We start from the raw sequence: 14384 nt of genomic DNA, 5'->3' as shown, positions 1-14384 counted from the left end.
ATGTCACAGCCTAATATTGCCTTTTCTACTTTAGCACAGCAAGACGATCTGTCCTTAAGTAATCTGCTAAGTTTAAACCTTTGGTATGACATCGACCATTCGTCTTTGGTGGCAGATACCGAGCCGAAAACTCCAACATATGTACTAGTTTTCGGTTTTCAACTTGGCATGCAAGTGGCTAATTTAGTTCAACAATTGCAGCAATGGCCGGGTCAGCTTAGCGCCGTTTGCCGCTTTGAAGCCCACAGCGACCTGCCGCCCGCCTTTGCCTTTACCGTGCAGGATGCAGCGCCGGAATTGGCGCAGCAAATCAAGCAGTATGGCGCCGATAATGGCGTGCAATGTGCAGTGCTGGTTAATCCGCCCAAGCTCAGTGAGCCCGGATTACTGGTGATGGATATGGACTCCACCGCCATTACCATTGAATGCATTGATGAAATCGCCCGCCTTGGCGGTGTTTATGACGAGGTGGCTGCGGTGACCGCACAGGCCATGGCCGGACAACTGGAATTTAGCGCCAGTTTGCGCCAGCGGGTCGCCAAGTTAGAGGGGATCCCATTAACTCTGGTGGCCGAGCTGCAAAATCAATTACCGCTGATGCCGGGCATAGAGCAGGTGTGTGAGGTTTTACGCGCACACAACTGGCATCTGGCCATTGCCTCAGGCGGCTTTGTTCCCTTTGCCGCCCATGTGCAGAAGCTCTTACACCTGGATCGCATTCATGCCAATACCTTGGATGACGATGGCAAGGTGCTGGTGGGCTCGGTAAGCGGGAAAATTGTCGACGCCGAGGAAAAAGCGCGTTTTTTATCCGCCTATCGTGATGAGCTGGGTCTGGCCAAGGAGCAGACTCTGGCTATAGGTGATGGTGCCAATGATCTGCTGATGCTGCATCAGGCCGGTTTAGGTGTGGCGGTGCATGGTAAGGCCAAGGTGGTTGCCGAGGCACCTGCGGCGATCACCGCTGGCAGCCTGGCGCAATTGCTTTACTTTTTAACTATTCCGGCACGTTAACCAATACGCTGTAGCCACTTAGTACGGCGCTCGACCATACCCTGGTAGGCGCCGATATCCACATGAACAAGCCTTGGAATTAGCTCGTCTATGGCCAGGGCATCGCTCACCCCCTCTACCTGCCACAGGGCGTCTTCTAATTCCTTGGCCTTGTGCAGGGCATAATGGCTAATGTATTTCAGCTCGCTGAGCAGATACTTGGTATCCGGACGCCCAGTTTTGGATAAAAATAACCGATAGGCAAAGAGTAAGCCTCCATCTAGCGCATCGTTAATAAAGGGGGCAAGGGCCTGATAGTCTTGCTCAAGGGCCACACAACGACAGCTGATGGCATCGGCAATTTTGTCTTCTTTCGGGCGCACATGGATAAAGAGATCAAAGGCCTTGGCCTGATCTTGGCGATGACCCTCACGCAGGGTGTCGGTGAGCAGTTGTAGGCTTTGGCCTTTAAACAAGGCGCTTAAATCCGGGTGCCTGCCGAGCTCGCCGAAGTGTCGCCAAATGCGGTGAATACTGTTGCTGTAGCGGCCAAGCCCAATGGCACCCAGGGCCAACTGGTTGTCTTGCTTGCAAAAATACAGGGGCGTTTGACACAGGTTTTTAATCACTATGTTACGCAGCGCCTTGGACAGTCCTGGTACCTTGGGCTCTTCTTCACATTGCTGCAGCTTATCTTTATTGTTGTCGATGAGCTGGGCAAAAAATAACACCCCGGCATGAGGCTGCCGTCCTTTCTGATAGGCCTTCAAATTTAAAACGGTGCCGCTTTTACTGATTGCCATTACCTCGTAGGGCAGTTGCGCCAGGTGGAACTTCTTGGTGATCTGCTGCAACTGCGGTAAGGCCAGGGTGAGCACATCGCCTTTTTTTATGCCATTACCTTCTGCCAGCTCAATTTGCATGCCCAGGACACTGAAATCCAGTGATTTGGCACCGACCTCGAGGTTTTGTGTCGTGGTTACTGTAACCTCGGTGGCGTATAAATAGCGCCTATGGGCTCGCAGATTGGCGTATTCCAATGCCACCACTTCAAGTTCGGGGGTATGACTGCGGCGGTGGCCAAATACCTTTAATTGATTCACCGCCGCGCGGTCGAGTTCATAGCGACGCAGACGCTGGGTCAGCGCCGGGCTGTGCAGCGGAGTCAGCAGACACAGATACGTTAGACCCCGTAAGTAGCTATATACTCGGGCGCTGGGGGGCTTATTAAGCTTGGCAATGGCATCGCCAGCGGAGTCGGGCAGGGAGAGGGGAATATGGGCGTCATCAGCTTGTACCGGCAGCAGCTGCAATTTGTGCACGCGCCAACTTGGTTTGCGGCTGCCAAAGGCAAAAAATAAGGCGCGCAAATGAGGATGACTGGCCAGCTCCAATTCGGTGGCGCTGTAGAAATAAATCTTATTCTGATGACTGTGGGTAAAGCTATACAAGAGAGTGTGCTTTACCTGGCCCGACTGCGTCAGCGGCTGCGCCAGTACCGAATTAAGTCGGGCGGCATTGAGCAATCTGGCGATAACGGACTGACGCTCCTCGTCACAGAAATAGGTGTGGGAGTCGAGGTTGTTTTCCGTGGTTAATAGCAGCCGCGGCTGTAACTTACCCTGCTGCTCACAGACAAAGGCAAACAGGGAATTAATACGGGGCAAATAATATTGTTCATACCCCTTGGTGAGCACCGCATCCAGGGTGTTGTCTAAATTGACCTTGTAACGGCGTTTATTGCCGTCGATAAAGCGTGCCAAGAAGGCATCGAAGCCCGGTGTCTCCTGGCCTTCTCCACGCTTTAAACGGGCATAGTAAAATTCGCTGTCGACGCTGGGCTCTATGGCCACCACCTGGTATTGCACACCGTCTTTAAGGCCAAGCTCAAAGTCTTCCTCCAGGCCGGTAAAACGCACCCGGATGGTTTGCCCGCGTTCGAGCAGGCTGTGGCGTGGTAATTTGAGTTTTGCGCCGCCGATAGAGATATCGCTGGTTTTGCCTTCGATGTGTGTCTCGTTTACCAGAACCCGTATCTTGATGGCGTAATTCATGCGCTCTTGCTGGCGCGACTCGTAGGATGCAAAGCGAATAAGGCGGCCTCCCTCATGCTCGTCATGCTCCACTTGGACTTTTTGCTGGCGTTGTTGGCGCCGCTGTTGCACCTGTTGCATGACCATTTCGTACACCGCCAAGGTGTAGTCGCCAAAGCGTTTAACTCCCAGTTCAAAGGCGGCAATGGCTTCGGCATCAAGAAAGTGATGCTGCTTATTGTATTCGTAGCTTTGAATTTCACCGTTGCTGAGGCCACGCAGATCTAAGACCCGGTTACAGGGTTGGCGCAGGCGGTTTAACTCCATTTTAATAAGGAACTGCTCGCCCTTGGAAAGCTCAGCCGTCTTGCTGTCAAAGGCGGTATTAAAACCCTTTTCGCCAAGGTGCTGCTTGAGCTCTTGCACAAGAGGTTGATGTTTTTGGAGAATGTCTTCAGCCATGTATTAAACCATTACCCAGCGGTGAAAAACCGTTATACTGAGAGTCAAATTATTGTTTATTCTTTAGTTACGCAAGCTTAAGCGCAAGGTTTAAGTCTAATTAAAGCAAAAATTATGCCCCCAATATGGTAAAAAAGAAAACAGCCTTTGTATGTAATGAATGTGGTGCCGAGTTTGCGCGCTGGCAAGGCCAGTGCAGTGAATGTAAGGCCTGGAATACGGTGACCGAATTTCGTGTGCCGTCGGTTAAAAGCACCGGCCGCAGCAGTGCAACCAGCGGCTATGCCGGCCAAATAGAAGCTAAAATCCAAACCCTGGACGAAGTTAACCTGGAAAGCCTGCCGCGCTTTTCCACCGGCTTTATCGAGTTCGATAGGGTGCTCGGCGGTGGCGTGGTGCCGGGTAGCGCCATTTTGATCGGCGGTGAGCCGGGTGCCGGTAAAAGTACCATACTGTTGCAAACCATGTGTGGCCTGGCCGAGAACATGAAAACCCTGTATGTCACCGGTGAGGAGTCGCTGCAACAGGTGGCCATGCGCGCCAAGCGTTTGGGCCTGCCTACCGATAAGCTGCAAACCTTGGCGGAAACCAATGTGGAAACAATTTGCCAGTTGGCCCTGCGTGAAAAGCCCGGCATCATGGTTATCGACTCCATTCAGGTGATGCATATGGCCGATATTCAGTCGGCACCGGGCAGCGTCTCTCAGGTGCGTGAAAGCGCCGCTTACCTTACCCGTTTTGCCAAGCAAAACCAGATTGCCATACTTATGGTGGGTCATGTGACCAAAGACGGTTCTCTGGCCGGTCCTAAGGTGCTCGAGCACTGTATCGATTGTTCTATCTTGCTTGAGGGCAGCAGCGACAGCCGTTTTCGTACCCTGCGTGGCAATAAAAACCGTTTTGGTGCGGTCAACGAGCTCGGTGTGTTTGCCATGACGGGTCAGGGGCTGCGTGAGGTTAAAAACCCCTCCGCTATTTTCTTAAACCGCTCTCAGGAGCAGACCCCGGGCTCCTTGGTGATGGTGATCTGGGAAGGAACCCGTCCGCTGTTGGTGGAAGTGCAGGCGTTGGTGGACTATTCTCAGTTGGCTAACCCCCGTCGCGTGACCGTGGGCTTAGAGCAAAACCGTTTAGCCATGTTATTGGCGGTACTGCATCGTCATGGTGGCCTGCAGGTGGCGGATCAAGACGTCTTCGTTAACGTGGTCGGTGGCGTAAAGGTGTCGGAAACCAGTGCCGATTTGGCATTAATTGTAGCCCTGGTTTCAAGCTTTAAGAACTACAGTTTAGAGCGTGAGCTGGTGGTGTTTGGTGAGGTGGGCCTAGGCGGTGAAATTCGTCCCGTGCCCAGTGGCCAGGAGCGTTTACGCGAGGCCGCTAAACATGGCTTTAAACGGGCCATAGTACCGGTAGATAATAAACCGAAAGAGCCGATAGAGGGCATGCAGGTGCAGGCGGTTGCCAGCCTCAGCGACGCCCTCGAAGCATTGTTTTAGGGTTGCGCCCTTAATTTAACTCGGAGCGCGGACAGCTCCAAAGGATCTAGCATGAAAAAACTACTTACTGTTGCCGCCCTCGGGGCCATGGCATTTGGCGGTTATAGCTACGCTAATTATTATGTCAGTAAAGAAGCCCGCAAAGACGTCGACGACTACTTATTGCAACTGCAGGCCCAAACCGGCCTGGATGTACGCTATAAGGAGATAAGTAGTAACCTCTTCAATCAGAGCCTGGCGCTGAATTCGGTCGCGGTTAAGGGACCCGATGGCGTACAGTTCGCCGATATTGGCAGCATAGAATTAGACGGCTTCAACCCGGTGCAGCCGAGTGATTATGCGCGCATGGCTATTAATGACATGACCTTTATGGGTCCGGTCGTGGTCGAGATGCAGGAGCTCGACGGCGAGCGTATCAATGTGGTTAGTGAGTTTAACTACAGCGCCGATAACGGCGATGCCGACACTAAGACCGTGATCAATGCCGGCAAGCTCGCCGATGTCGAGTTCAGTTTTGCCATGACCAACTCTCAGGCACTGATGGCTCTGCGTCAGCAATTTGAAGAACTGGAGCAAAGCGGGCAGGGTAATTTGCAACAGCAACTGGCACTGCAAAGTCAGTTGATGGCGGCCATGACCGAGTTGGTGCCGAAAAGCTTCAGCTTTAAGCTGGACAATAACGGCAAACTTAAGGACCTGATACAAAGGGTGATTGCCGAGCAGGGCCTGACCTACGAGCAGTTTCAGCAACAGGCGCAGCAGCATCTAAGCATGTCACCAGCGCCACAAACTTTGCGTGATGCGGCATTGGGCTTTATCGAAGGCACCGAGCAGTTTAAGGTTTCCGTGTCTTTACCCGAGGGCACGACCGTGGCCCAGGTTAATGAGCAGATGATGACCTTGATGGGTCACCCAGAAGAGTTGGCCAAGTATTTTAATTTAAAGGCCTCGGGTAAATAACCTTTTAGGGTTTGTTTAGGAAAAGCCGGATATTAATCCGGCTTTTTTTAATTCAGAGCTGCTTTTTATGTAGCTAGCATTAGAAATGTTGGGAATTGTCTACGCCTTAACTAAAGATGCAACTTTCTGCGCCCCCGGCCTTGATTTGTTAAGCTGCTTTGCTTTTTTCTTATCTCTGACCCAAAGCACAGAGCCATTAGTTTTTTTCATTTCAAATAAATCTATCGCCGTGAATAGATCACTTAGTTTCTTGAACCCGTAATTTCGCTGATCAAAGGAAGCGTGATTCGATATATGAGTTCCTATTGGTCCAAGCATAGCCCAGCCATCGTCTTCTTCTACGGCTTCAATGGCTTGCCGTAAAAGGTTTATAAGCTTGGTATCACTTTTAATGTTTTTACTTTGCTTTTGAATTGGAATTTCTTGGGATACTTCGTCATCAAGGTACAAAAAGCGAGAACAGCTATTTACGAAGGCTAAGGGGGCTTTACGTTCTCCAAATCCAATCACAAATTTTCCATCTGCCAAAGAGCGTGTAACCAAAGGCGTGAAGTCGCAATCAGATGAAACTAAACAAATTACATCAATATCTTTAGTGTATAAGACATCCATCACATCGATAACTAACGCCATATCGGTAGCATTTTTACCTTTAGTCAGGTCGAATTGCTGGACCGGCTGAATAGCAAACTCATGGAGGATATCTTCCCATGGCTTTAGGTTATGGCTTTTCCAGTTTCCGTAAGCTTTTCGGATGTTAACGACGCCATAACGTGCTAGTTCAGATAAGACTTTATCTATTTTCTTTGCCGGCGCATTATCGGCATCAATAAATACCGCAATTTTTTCTTTATCTTTCAATTTTGCCTCCTTGCTAATAACCCTTTGTCTCTAGGGAGAAAAACTTATTATGTTTCCTGAATTCTTAGGTCGCTAGTTTTAAGCGGCTTATCGTGTAACCCTAAAACGCACTTGTTTTATCAATTTTGGTGCCGCAATAAAGGCAAGTATAGTGTCTAGCCGAGACAACCCGTGCGCAACTACCGCATACATTTGCAGGGGCAAATTTACCATCCAATGTACCATCCCGTAGATCAATTTCTTTCATTTTCGAAAGGAGCAGTTCTCGGTTAAAGCCAACCTCTTCGAGGAGCTCACTCATGGCCATGCAAACCAGAGAAAGGTGGTCGACTTTACTTTGCAGCTCAACGATATCGTATTGATTATCTGTAGCTTTGCGGTCAACCTGCCTCGTTCGCTCGGCTGCTTCGGTTTTCGTTTGCTCAAGACGGTACTGCTGAAATATATCGAATAGATCCACTTTTACCTCATTGGGTTATGACTTGGCTAAGATTGAATTTAGCTCAGTGTTTGTATTTAATTTTATTTATAGATTTTTGGTGGCTTTTATAAAAGATCTAGTTTTGCAATGGCAAGCCATACAAGGGGCACAGCTATAAGGGCGACAAAGGTCAGCAAATCCTTTTTCGATTTCTTATGTTCGAGCTCGGCAATTTTAAGCATGGCTTGTTCGCGTTCTTTATCTTCAGCCATTTCTTCACCGGCTTTAGCAGTCAACCATTTAATCTGCGCATTTATTTCTTTCATTTCATCTCTAATTTCAGAGAGAATTTGTATCGAGTCGTTATCATTCATTTTATTTTCCATAACTAGATTTCTTTGTCAGTTCTATTCGTGGCGATTGATGTGTGGTGAATACCAAGCTGATGCTTAGCAACTCCCTAAGGTATTTTTACGCTCCTTGGTATAGGCCCACCAAGGCTTTGCTGCTTCACCACGCATAAAACGCGTAATGGATATAAAGATGTCGATAACGCAGGGGTCATGTTTGTTGCCTGTTATATCGCAGAGCTCTTCGTACATTTGATAGGGGTCGCGCCCTACAAGGTCTTCGGGGCGCTCTATGCCGAGTAATTGCAGATCGGCAGCGCTTGCCTGACCTATATTAGGTAGGTCGGTGAGCTTGATGGTTTTACTGCGCACGACTTTTGTTGGATTCATAGTGGGCCTAGTGCTTATGTGGGGTGAGAGGGCTGCGTCTGTTATGCACCTTTATCCACCTTCCACGGCGGGTTTAAACGATTCTCACCCGCCCAATACAGCTTAATTTTATTTCCTGAGGGGTCTCTTAGTATGGCTTCTTTCCAAAGGTAGCGCTGCTCGGTTGGTGCTTGTTCAAAGAGGATGCCTTTTTGCGAGAGTGTGTTGTATAGCTCATCCAGTTCTTTATGCTCGAAATAGATTACGGTGGGGTTTTCGAATTCACCGTCGTCGAGAGATAAAGAAAATGTGGCGTCACCGTCTGGGCAAGTAAAACGTGCATAATGTGGCGTATCGACGATTTGTGTGAATCCCAGAGTGAGATAAAAATGTACGGCGTCTGCCATGTTTTTAACGGGTAAGGTGACCTGGTTAAGCTCCATTTATCCTCCAGGGAGATGACAATTTACTATCACGCCAATGGGCAACCAAAGGGGTGATTTGCACTTAACTTATTTTTAACATACAAGCGCACTCAATGTTATGCGGTGGCCGTGACTTACTCAATCTCAGAATTTATTACCCCTTGTAATATTTTGCTTCGACCATAGGTCTAGTAGCTCAATGGCGCAAAATAATGCAAAGGAGCATTCATGAGCACAACCCCCTATACTCCGCCCAAGGTCTGGCAGTTTGATAGTGAAAATGGCGGCAAATGGGCCAGTCTGAATAAACCAACATCCGGCGCAACCTTTGAGCAGCATTTGCCGCGTGGGCAACATCCGTTTCAGTTGTATTCCCTGGCAACCCCCAACGGCCAAAAAGTAACCATTATGTTTGAAGAGCTGCTGGCCAAGGGGATCAGCGATGCGGAGTATGATGCATTCTTGATTGAAATTGGCGAAGGCGATCAGTTTGGCTCTGACTTTGTCGCCATCAACCCTAACTCAAAAATTCCCGCCTTGTTAGACACCAGCACCTCACCGGCAACCCGGGTCTTTGAGTCGGGTTCTATTTTGCTGTATTTGGCAGAGAAGTTTTCTTCCTTTATTCCCCAAGATGCGCAGGCTAAAACCGAGTGCATGAACTGGCTGTTTTGGCAAATGGGCAGTGCTCCTTATGTGGGAGGTGGTTTTGGTCACTTCTATGCTTATGCGCCGGAGCCGATGGAGTACCCCATTAACCGTTTCGCCATGGAAACCAAGCGCCAGTTAGACGTATTAGATAAGCACCTAGCACAAAACGAATACATGGCTGGGGATGAATACTCTATTGCCGACATGGCCATTTGGCCCTGGTATGGCGCCCTGGTGCTGGGCAAGGCGTACGATGCCGCGGAGTTTTTATCCGTGCATGAGTATCGTCACCTGCTCGCCTGGGCTAAGAAAATTGAACAACGCCCGGCGGTGCAGCGCGGCCGACGCGTTAATCGCACTTGGGGCGACGAAGGTGAGCAATTGCGCGAGCGCCATAGCGCCGCCGACTTGGACTAATTAATCAATCTACAGGCACAAAAAAGCACAGCCTTGGCTGTGCTTTTTCAAATCAGAGCATTGATGCTTTAGTGCAAAATACGGGCACGAATGGTGCCGTCCACGGCACTCAATTCTTTCAGCGCCACTTCCGAGTGGTCGCTGTCTACATCAATAACCACATAACCAATATTTTCATCCGTTTGCAGGTACTGAGCGGCGATGTTGATGCCGTGCTGTGCAAAGGCTTGGTTGATTTGTGTGAGCACACCTGGGCGGTTGTGGTGAATGTGCAGCAGGCGGCTGCGGTTAGCCAGCTCGGGTAGGGCGACCTCGGGGAAGTTCACCGCGGTCATGGTTGAACCGTTATCCGAGTACTTGGCTAGTTTGCCGGCCACTTCAACGCCAATGCTTTCCTGTGCTTCTTGTGTTGAACCACCCACGTGAGGTGTCAGGATCACGTTATCGAATTGGCGCAGCGGCGACACAAACTCTTCGTCGTTTGATTTGGGCTCCACCGGGAAGACGTCGATTGCGGCGCCAGACAGGCTTTTATCTTCTAATGCTTCGGCCAGGGCATCGATATCCACAACGGTGCCGCGTGAAGCGTTAATCAGTATGCTGCCTTTTTTCATCACCGCAAGCTCGGCGGTGCCGATAAGGTTTTTCGTTTGCGGCGTTTCCGGTACGTGCAGGCTCACCACATCCGAGCTTTGTAATAATTGAGTCAGGTTTTGGATCTGCTGGGCATTACCCAAAGAAAGTTTGTCTTCGATATCGAAGAATTGCACCTTCATGCCGATGTTCTCAGCCATGATACCAAGCTGGGTGCCGATATGACCGTAACCGATAATACCCAAGGTTTTACCGCGGGCTTCGAATGAGCCTTCGGCGGTCTTTAACCACTGACCACGGTGGGCCATGGCGTTGCGCAAAGGAATACCGCGCAATAGCAGCAGGATTTCACCTAGCACCAGTTCGGCAACCGAGCGGGTGTTGGAGAAGGGGGCATTAAATACGGTGATACCACGGTTTTTTGCCGCTTGCAGGTCGACCTGGTTGGTGCCGATGCAGAAGCAGCCCACGGCAATGAGTTTTTGTGCCGCGTCCAGTACCGCATCGGTGAGTTGCGTGCGTGAGCGAATACCCACAATGTGGGCATCGCTGATACGCTCGATGAGCTCACTTTCAGGTAACGATGTTTTGACATAGTCGATGTTGCTGTACCCGTTGCGCTTTAGTGTTTCAATTGCGCTCTGGTGTACGCCTTCCAGCAAGAGAATCTTAATTTTATCTTTTGCTAACGATACCTTACTCATGTTCCTCATTCCTCTAACGTGTAGTTGGGCCCTCCGGCGTGCCGATGATTACGGTGTCGGCGCCGCGGTGAGCGAATAGACCGTTGGTAACCACACCAACAACCTGATTTAAAGTTTGTTCCAGTGACTTGGCATCGGTGATCTGCAGGTTGTGCACATCTAAAATCACATTGCCGTTATCCGTCACTACGCCTTGTCGATAAACAGGGTCGCCGCCCAGTTTGACGATTTCACGGGCCACGTAGCTGCGGGCCATAGGGATCACCTCTACGGGCAATGGAAAACCCCCCAGGGTGTCGACCAATTTGCTGCTATCGACGATACAAATAAACTGTTTAGCCACGGCGGCCACGATTTTTTCGCGGGTTAACGCGGCGCCACCGCCCTTGATCATTTCGTTGCCGGCATTGATTTCATCGGCGCCATCAACATAAACGTCTAAGGTATCAACATCATTTAATTCAAATACTTCGATACCCAGAGCCTTAAGACGCTCGGTTGAAGCTTGCGAACTTGATACCGCACCGCGGATATCGTCTTTCATTGTTGCCAGGGCATCAATAAAGTGATTAACCGTTGAACCGGTGCCAACACCGACAATGGTGTCTTTCTTTACATAATCGAGTGCGGCCCAGGCGGCCGCCTTTTTCATTTCGTCTTGAGTCATGTTGTGCTCGCAAATGAGTTAATAGCTAAGGTTGCGGACTATTGTACCACTACCCGTGAGGGCAATAAATTCGCTCTGGGGTGACAATGTAATCTAATGGCACATCCCAACTGGCCACCGGCAGCACATCTAGGTGCTGACATTGGTGCGCCACGCCAATTAATTTAGGGCGATGGGACGCATCCGGCGGTATCTGGGCAAAGGTGCGGTCGTAATATCCACCCCCCATTCCCAAGCGGTTACCCTGGCTATCAAAGGCCACCAAGGGGGTTAGGATAAAATCTAACGCCGCAACGGGGCTTACATGACTGCAATTCAACTCGGGCTCCAAGATACCATAGCGGTTTGTGGTCATGGGTGAATTTTCTTCATACCTCTGAAAGAGCAAATGCACCCCGGTAAAGGGGTGTAATATGGGTAGGAATGGTGTTGCTTTATTTTGCCATAGCCATTGAAATACGTGGTCTAGGTTGGGTTCACCATCATTGCTTAAATAGGTGCCTACTCGAGCGCTTTTAGGGTCTTTTATAACTTGAGAAATATTAATTTTCAGCGCGTTTGCGGCACTTTTTTGTTCTTCTGGAGTAAGCTTTTTGCGTAAATTTCGCATTCGCTTTCGAATGTCAACACGTTGCTCGTCAAATTGCATAGCGGTCTTACATTAAAAATTAAACAGATCGGGATAGAAATAGCTCACCCCGAGTATGGCCAGCAGTAATGTGATCAGCACCAGGATCACGCTTAGCAGCGGATGGCGGGTGGCTGACGTAGCGGGAAGGTCGAGCTCCTCATCCAGGCTGAGATCCAGTGCCAGCTCGTCGCCGTCATTGCCTTGTTGCTGGTGCAGCAGGTGTTCGCTAAAGCGCTGATCCATGTCGTCTAAGCGCTCTTCAAGGCGGATCAAACTGCTGGTGATGTAATCCAGGGCCGCCAGCACCTGCTCATCGGCTTGGCCCGCCGCGGCTGCGGGTGTTTGCGCCGGCGCCACAATGCGCTTTAGACGAGCTCGTACTCCCAAACTGGCCAGCACCTTGGCCTGCTTAAGCGCTTTAGCCTTATCACTGGCGGGGAAAATCGCCTCACCGGCAAAAAACGCCTCTACCTGTTGCTCGGCTAATTTAAGCCTTTGCTGCAGGGCCAGGGCTGCTTGCTCTATGTCCTGCTCTTTATCTAGGTGCGCAAAGAGCAGACGATATTGTTCACTCATATCTATCCTATGGTGATCGGTGGGAGTGCCAGCGGCGACTCGATTACAGGTAGGCTTGAGTATAAATCCTTTTATTTAAAAAGAAAAAACCTCGCGGTGGGCGTCTATGGCGAAAAAAAACGCCGCACTGATTCGGTGCGGCGCTGTTTGTGTGTGGGACACCTAGTACAGGGGATTAGTACTTAGCGGCTTCCCCTTCTGCCGGTAGGGCATTGAGAATAAAGTCGCGCAGGTCGTTGTTTGAGCTTTCTAAGTCGGCGCGACGCAGGTACATCATATGGCCGCTGCGGTAGCCTTTAAAGCTCAGACGCTCTTTCATCTTGCCGCTTGGATCCAGTTGCCACATGGTGTATTTGGCATCGAAATAGTTGGTGGCACCATCGAAATATCCCGCTTGCACCAGCACATTCAGATAAGGGTTTTGCGCCATGGCCAAACGCAGGTTTTCACCCGTGTTGTTGTTGCTGCGATCCCAAGGGTGCACCGAACCAAACATATTGTATTTTACGTCGGTTTTATAATTGAGCTCTTCACGCAGATAGTAGTTGATGGCCGGAGTAAACGAATGCAACCAAGAGGTTAGCTCGGCCCAATAGTCGGGGCGATCACCGGCGTTACGCTTGTCTATGCCCAGGTAGCGCGAGTCGAGACGGCCCACGGTTTTACCCTGGCTGCGTAGCAATTCTTTCCAAAACGATGAGGTAGGAATATCCAGGTTGTTGTTTTCTACGTAGGTCGGAGAGACACCGGCATAACGTGCCATTTGCGCGACGATACGCTGTTTTTCGTCGGCGCCGATAAAGCCGCCTTTAGCGATGGCCGGGATCAATTCGTTGACCGTAAATTCCTCAACCTGAGGCAATAGCTCATCCAGATCCAGGGCTTGCAGCTCGCTGTCCAGCGCCTTGTGATACCAGGCGGTGGCGGCAAAGTAGGGCAGGCGGTTGGCCGCTTCTACCGGACCTTCACGCTTGATGCCAATCTCGGTAGGCGATACCAAGACCACGCCATTGAGGTACATCCACTGACTGTTTTGCAGCGCCAATGCCAGGCCGGAAACGCGGGTGGTGCCGTAGCTCTCACCGATTAAAAACTTTGGTGAGCGCCAGCGGTTGTGGCGGCTCACAAAGGTATTTAACCACTCGGCCAGATATTTAATGTCGGCGTTAACGCCAAAGAACATCTCTTTTTGCTGATCGCGACTAGGCAGTTTGCCATCGGCGCCTGGCAGCACGCGTGAGTAACCCGTATTCACCGGGTTCACATAAAGAATGTCCGCCACATCAAGTACCGAATAGGGGTTTTCTTTTACGCCATACGGCTGTACCGGGTAACCTTCATCGTCGATTTTTAGCACCTTGGGGCCGGTGTAGGCCAGGTGCATCCAGACCGAGGCTGAGCCCGGGCCACCGTTGAATGAAATCAGCAACGGGCGTTTGGTATCGTCATCCACACCGCTGCGCTTGTAGTAGGTATAGTGCAAGGTGGCAACGGCATCCCCGCTGTCATTCCACACCGGCTGAGTGCCGGTCTCGGCGCGATAAGAAATACGTTCGCCGTTAATGCGTGCCTTATGCTCGGTTATAACCTTGCTGTCGATATCGATTTGGCGACTGTGGGCCGCGGCATTATGTTGGTCTACCTCGGCCAGAGCCGATGGGGCGATTACCACGGCCAAAGACAGGGCCACGGCTTTTAGATGGGTTGCAAACATGATTCACCTTTTCTTTTTTCTTCTCGCTCCATTAAAGGAGCTTGCAGTGGAAACTACAAG

At 50.4% G+C, this 14384-nt stretch carries 15 protein-coding genes; 4 read left to right on the top strand and 11 right to left on the bottom strand.

What is annotated here, in order from left to right; all coding sequences use genetic code 11:
* Entirely contained in the window at window positions 1-1014 is a 1014-nt protein-coding gene (gene serB, locus KD147_RS10420) for a phosphoserine phosphatase SerB (protein ID WP_105255698.1), read from the top strand.
* Here serB and KD147_RS10415 read toward each other — a convergent pair.
* Entirely contained in the window at window positions 1011-3488 is a 2478-nt protein-coding gene (locus tag KD147_RS10415; protein ID WP_212547810.1) for a PilZ domain-containing protein, read from the bottom strand. The genes serB and KD147_RS10415 overlap by 4 nt on opposite strands.
* 125 nt (window positions 3489-3613) lie before the next feature.
* Between KD147_RS10415 and radA the strand changes: the two genes are divergently transcribed.
* Window positions 3614-4984: a DNA repair protein RadA gene (gene radA / locus KD147_RS10410; RefSeq protein WP_105255696.1), complete on the top strand. Its 1371-nt coding sequence runs from the start codon at window positions 3614-3616 to the stop codon at window positions 4982-4984.
* A 51-nt stretch (window positions 4985-5035) separates the two neighbouring features.
* Window positions 5036-5944 carry an aq_1923 C-terminal domain gene (locus KD147_RS10405; protein WP_212547809.1) on the top strand — a complete coding sequence of 303 codons (909 nt, stop codon included), beginning with the start codon at window positions 5036-5038 and terminating at the stop codon, window positions 5942-5944.
* A 99-nt stretch (window positions 5945-6043) separates the two neighbouring features.
* Here KD147_RS10405 and KD147_RS10400 read toward each other — a convergent pair whose 3' ends face one another.
* The 5 genes from KD147_RS10400 to KD147_RS10380 all read right to left on the bottom strand — a co-directional run bounded on the left by KD147_RS10400 (window position 6044) and on the right by KD147_RS10380 (window position 8388).
* On the bottom strand, window positions 6044-6805 hold the full coding sequence (locus KD147_RS10400; RefSeq protein WP_212547808.1) for an NYN domain-containing protein: 762 nt from the start codon (window positions 6803-6805) through the stop codon (window positions 6044-6046).
* Window positions 6806-6905: 100 nt separating this feature from the next.
* The gene (locus KD147_RS10395; protein ID WP_105255694.1) at window positions 6906-7265 is read right to left on the bottom strand and encodes a hypothetical protein; all 360 of its coding nucleotides are present in this window, start codon (window positions 7263-7265) and stop codon (window positions 6906-6908) included.
* An 86-nt stretch (window positions 7266-7351) separates the two neighbouring features.
* A complete protein-coding gene (locus KD147_RS10390; protein WP_212547807.1) occupies window positions 7352-7612 on the bottom strand; it encodes a hypothetical protein in 261 nt (86 codons plus the stop codon).
* A gap of 63 nt (window positions 7613-7675) precedes the next feature.
* Window positions 7676-7966 carry a helix-hairpin-helix domain-containing protein gene (locus KD147_RS10385; protein ID WP_212547806.1) on the bottom strand — a complete coding sequence of 97 codons (291 nt, stop codon included), beginning with the start codon at window positions 7964-7966 and terminating at the stop codon, window positions 7676-7678.
* A gap of 41 nt (window positions 7967-8007) precedes the next feature.
* On the bottom strand, window positions 8008-8388 hold the full coding sequence (locus KD147_RS10380) for a VOC family protein (protein WP_105255692.1): 381 nt from the start codon (window positions 8386-8388) through the stop codon (window positions 8008-8010).
* Between the two features lie 210 nt (window positions 8389-8598).
* Here KD147_RS10380 and yghU point away from each other — a divergent pair, with 210 nt between their 5' ends.
* Complete coding sequence (yghU, locus tag KD147_RS10375) at window positions 8599-9438, top strand: glutathione-dependent disulfide-bond oxidoreductase (RefSeq protein WP_212547805.1); 840 nt, start codon at window positions 8599-8601, stop codon at window positions 9436-9438.
* Window positions 9439-9506: 68 nt separating this feature from the next.
* Here the strand turns inward: yghU and serA are convergent, their stop codons facing one another.
* The 5 genes from serA to KD147_RS10350 all read right to left on the bottom strand — a co-directional run bounded on the left by serA (window position 9507) and on the right by KD147_RS10350 (window position 14324).
* Window positions 9507-10736 carry a phosphoglycerate dehydrogenase gene (serA, locus tag KD147_RS10370; protein WP_212547804.1) on the bottom strand — a complete coding sequence of 410 codons (1230 nt, stop codon included), beginning with the start codon at window positions 10734-10736 and terminating at the stop codon, window positions 9507-9509.
* Between the two features lie 13 nt (window positions 10737-10749).
* A complete protein-coding gene (gene rpiA / locus KD147_RS10365; protein WP_212547803.1) occupies window positions 10750-11403 on the bottom strand; it encodes a ribose-5-phosphate isomerase RpiA in 654 nt (217 codons plus the stop codon).
* A 49-nt stretch (window positions 11404-11452) separates the two neighbouring features.
* Complete coding sequence (locus tag KD147_RS10360) at window positions 11453-12052, bottom strand: 5-formyltetrahydrofolate cyclo-ligase (RefSeq protein ID WP_212547802.1); 600 nt, start codon at window positions 12050-12052, stop codon at window positions 11453-11455.
* A gap of 12 nt (window positions 12053-12064) precedes the next feature.
* Window positions 12065-12610 (bottom strand): hypothetical protein, encoded by a 546-nt coding sequence (locus KD147_RS10355; RefSeq protein WP_212547801.1) that lies wholly within the window; start codon window positions 12608-12610, stop codon window positions 12065-12067.
* 175 nt (window positions 12611-12785) lie between these two features.
* The gene (locus KD147_RS10350) at window positions 12786-14324 is read right to left on the bottom strand and encodes a S10 family peptidase (RefSeq protein ID WP_212547800.1); all 1539 of its coding nucleotides are present in this window, start codon (window positions 14322-14324) and stop codon (window positions 12786-12788) included.
* Window positions 14325-14384: the final 60 nt, after the last annotated feature.

Source organism: Pseudoalteromonas sp. BDTF-M6, from assembly GCF_018334135.1.
GTDB lineage: Bacteria > Pseudomonadota > Gammaproteobacteria > Enterobacterales > Alteromonadaceae > Pseudoalteromonas.
This window is presented reverse-complemented; position numbering and strand designations above follow the sequence as displayed.

Excerpts from the sequence above, each read along its gene's own strand:
- serB (WP_105255698.1), top strand. The coding sequence starts at position 1 with ATGTCACAGCCTAATATTGCCTTTTCTACTTTAGCACAGCAAGACGAT.
- KD147_RS10415 (WP_212547810.1), bottom strand. The coding sequence starts at position 3,488 with ATGGCTGAAGACATTCTCCAAAAACATCAACCTCTTGTGCAAGAGCTC.
- radA (WP_105255696.1), top strand. The coding sequence starts at position 3,614 with ATGGTAAAAAAGAAAACAGCCTTTGTATGTAATGAATGTGGTGCCGAG.
- KD147_RS10405 (WP_212547809.1), top strand. The coding sequence starts at position 5,036 with ATGAAAAAACTACTTACTGTTGCCGCCCTCGGGGCCATGGCATTTGGC.
- KD147_RS10390 (WP_212547807.1), bottom strand. The coding sequence starts at position 7,612 with ATGGAAAATAAAATGAATGATAACGACTCGATACAAATTCTCTCTGAA.
- KD147_RS10385 (WP_212547806.1), bottom strand. The coding sequence starts at position 7,966 with ATGAATCCAACAAAAGTCGTGCGCAGTAAAACCATCAAGCTCACCGAC.
- KD147_RS10380 (WP_105255692.1), bottom strand. The coding sequence starts at position 8,388 with ATGGAGCTTAACCAGGTCACCTTACCCGTTAAAAACATGGCAGACGCC.
- yghU (WP_212547805.1), top strand. The coding sequence starts at position 8,599 with ATGAGCACAACCCCCTATACTCCGCCCAAGGTCTGGCAGTTTGATAGT.
- serA (WP_212547804.1), bottom strand. The coding sequence starts at position 10,736 with ATGAGTAAGGTATCGTTAGCAAAAGATAAAATTAAGATTCTCTTGCTG.
- rpiA (WP_212547803.1), bottom strand. The coding sequence starts at position 11,403 with ATGACTCAAGACGAAATGAAAAAGGCGGCCGCCTGGGCCGCACTCGAT.
- KD147_RS10360 (WP_212547802.1), bottom strand. The coding sequence starts at position 12,052 with ATGCAATTTGACGAGCAACGTGTTGACATTCGAAAGCGAATGCGAAAT.
- KD147_RS10355 (WP_212547801.1), bottom strand. The coding sequence starts at position 12,610 with ATGAGTGAACAATATCGTCTGCTCTTTGCGCACCTAGATAAAGAGCAG.
- KD147_RS10350 (WP_212547800.1), bottom strand. The coding sequence starts at position 14,324 with ATGTTTGCAACCCATCTAAAAGCCGTGGCCCTGTCTTTGGCCGTGGTA.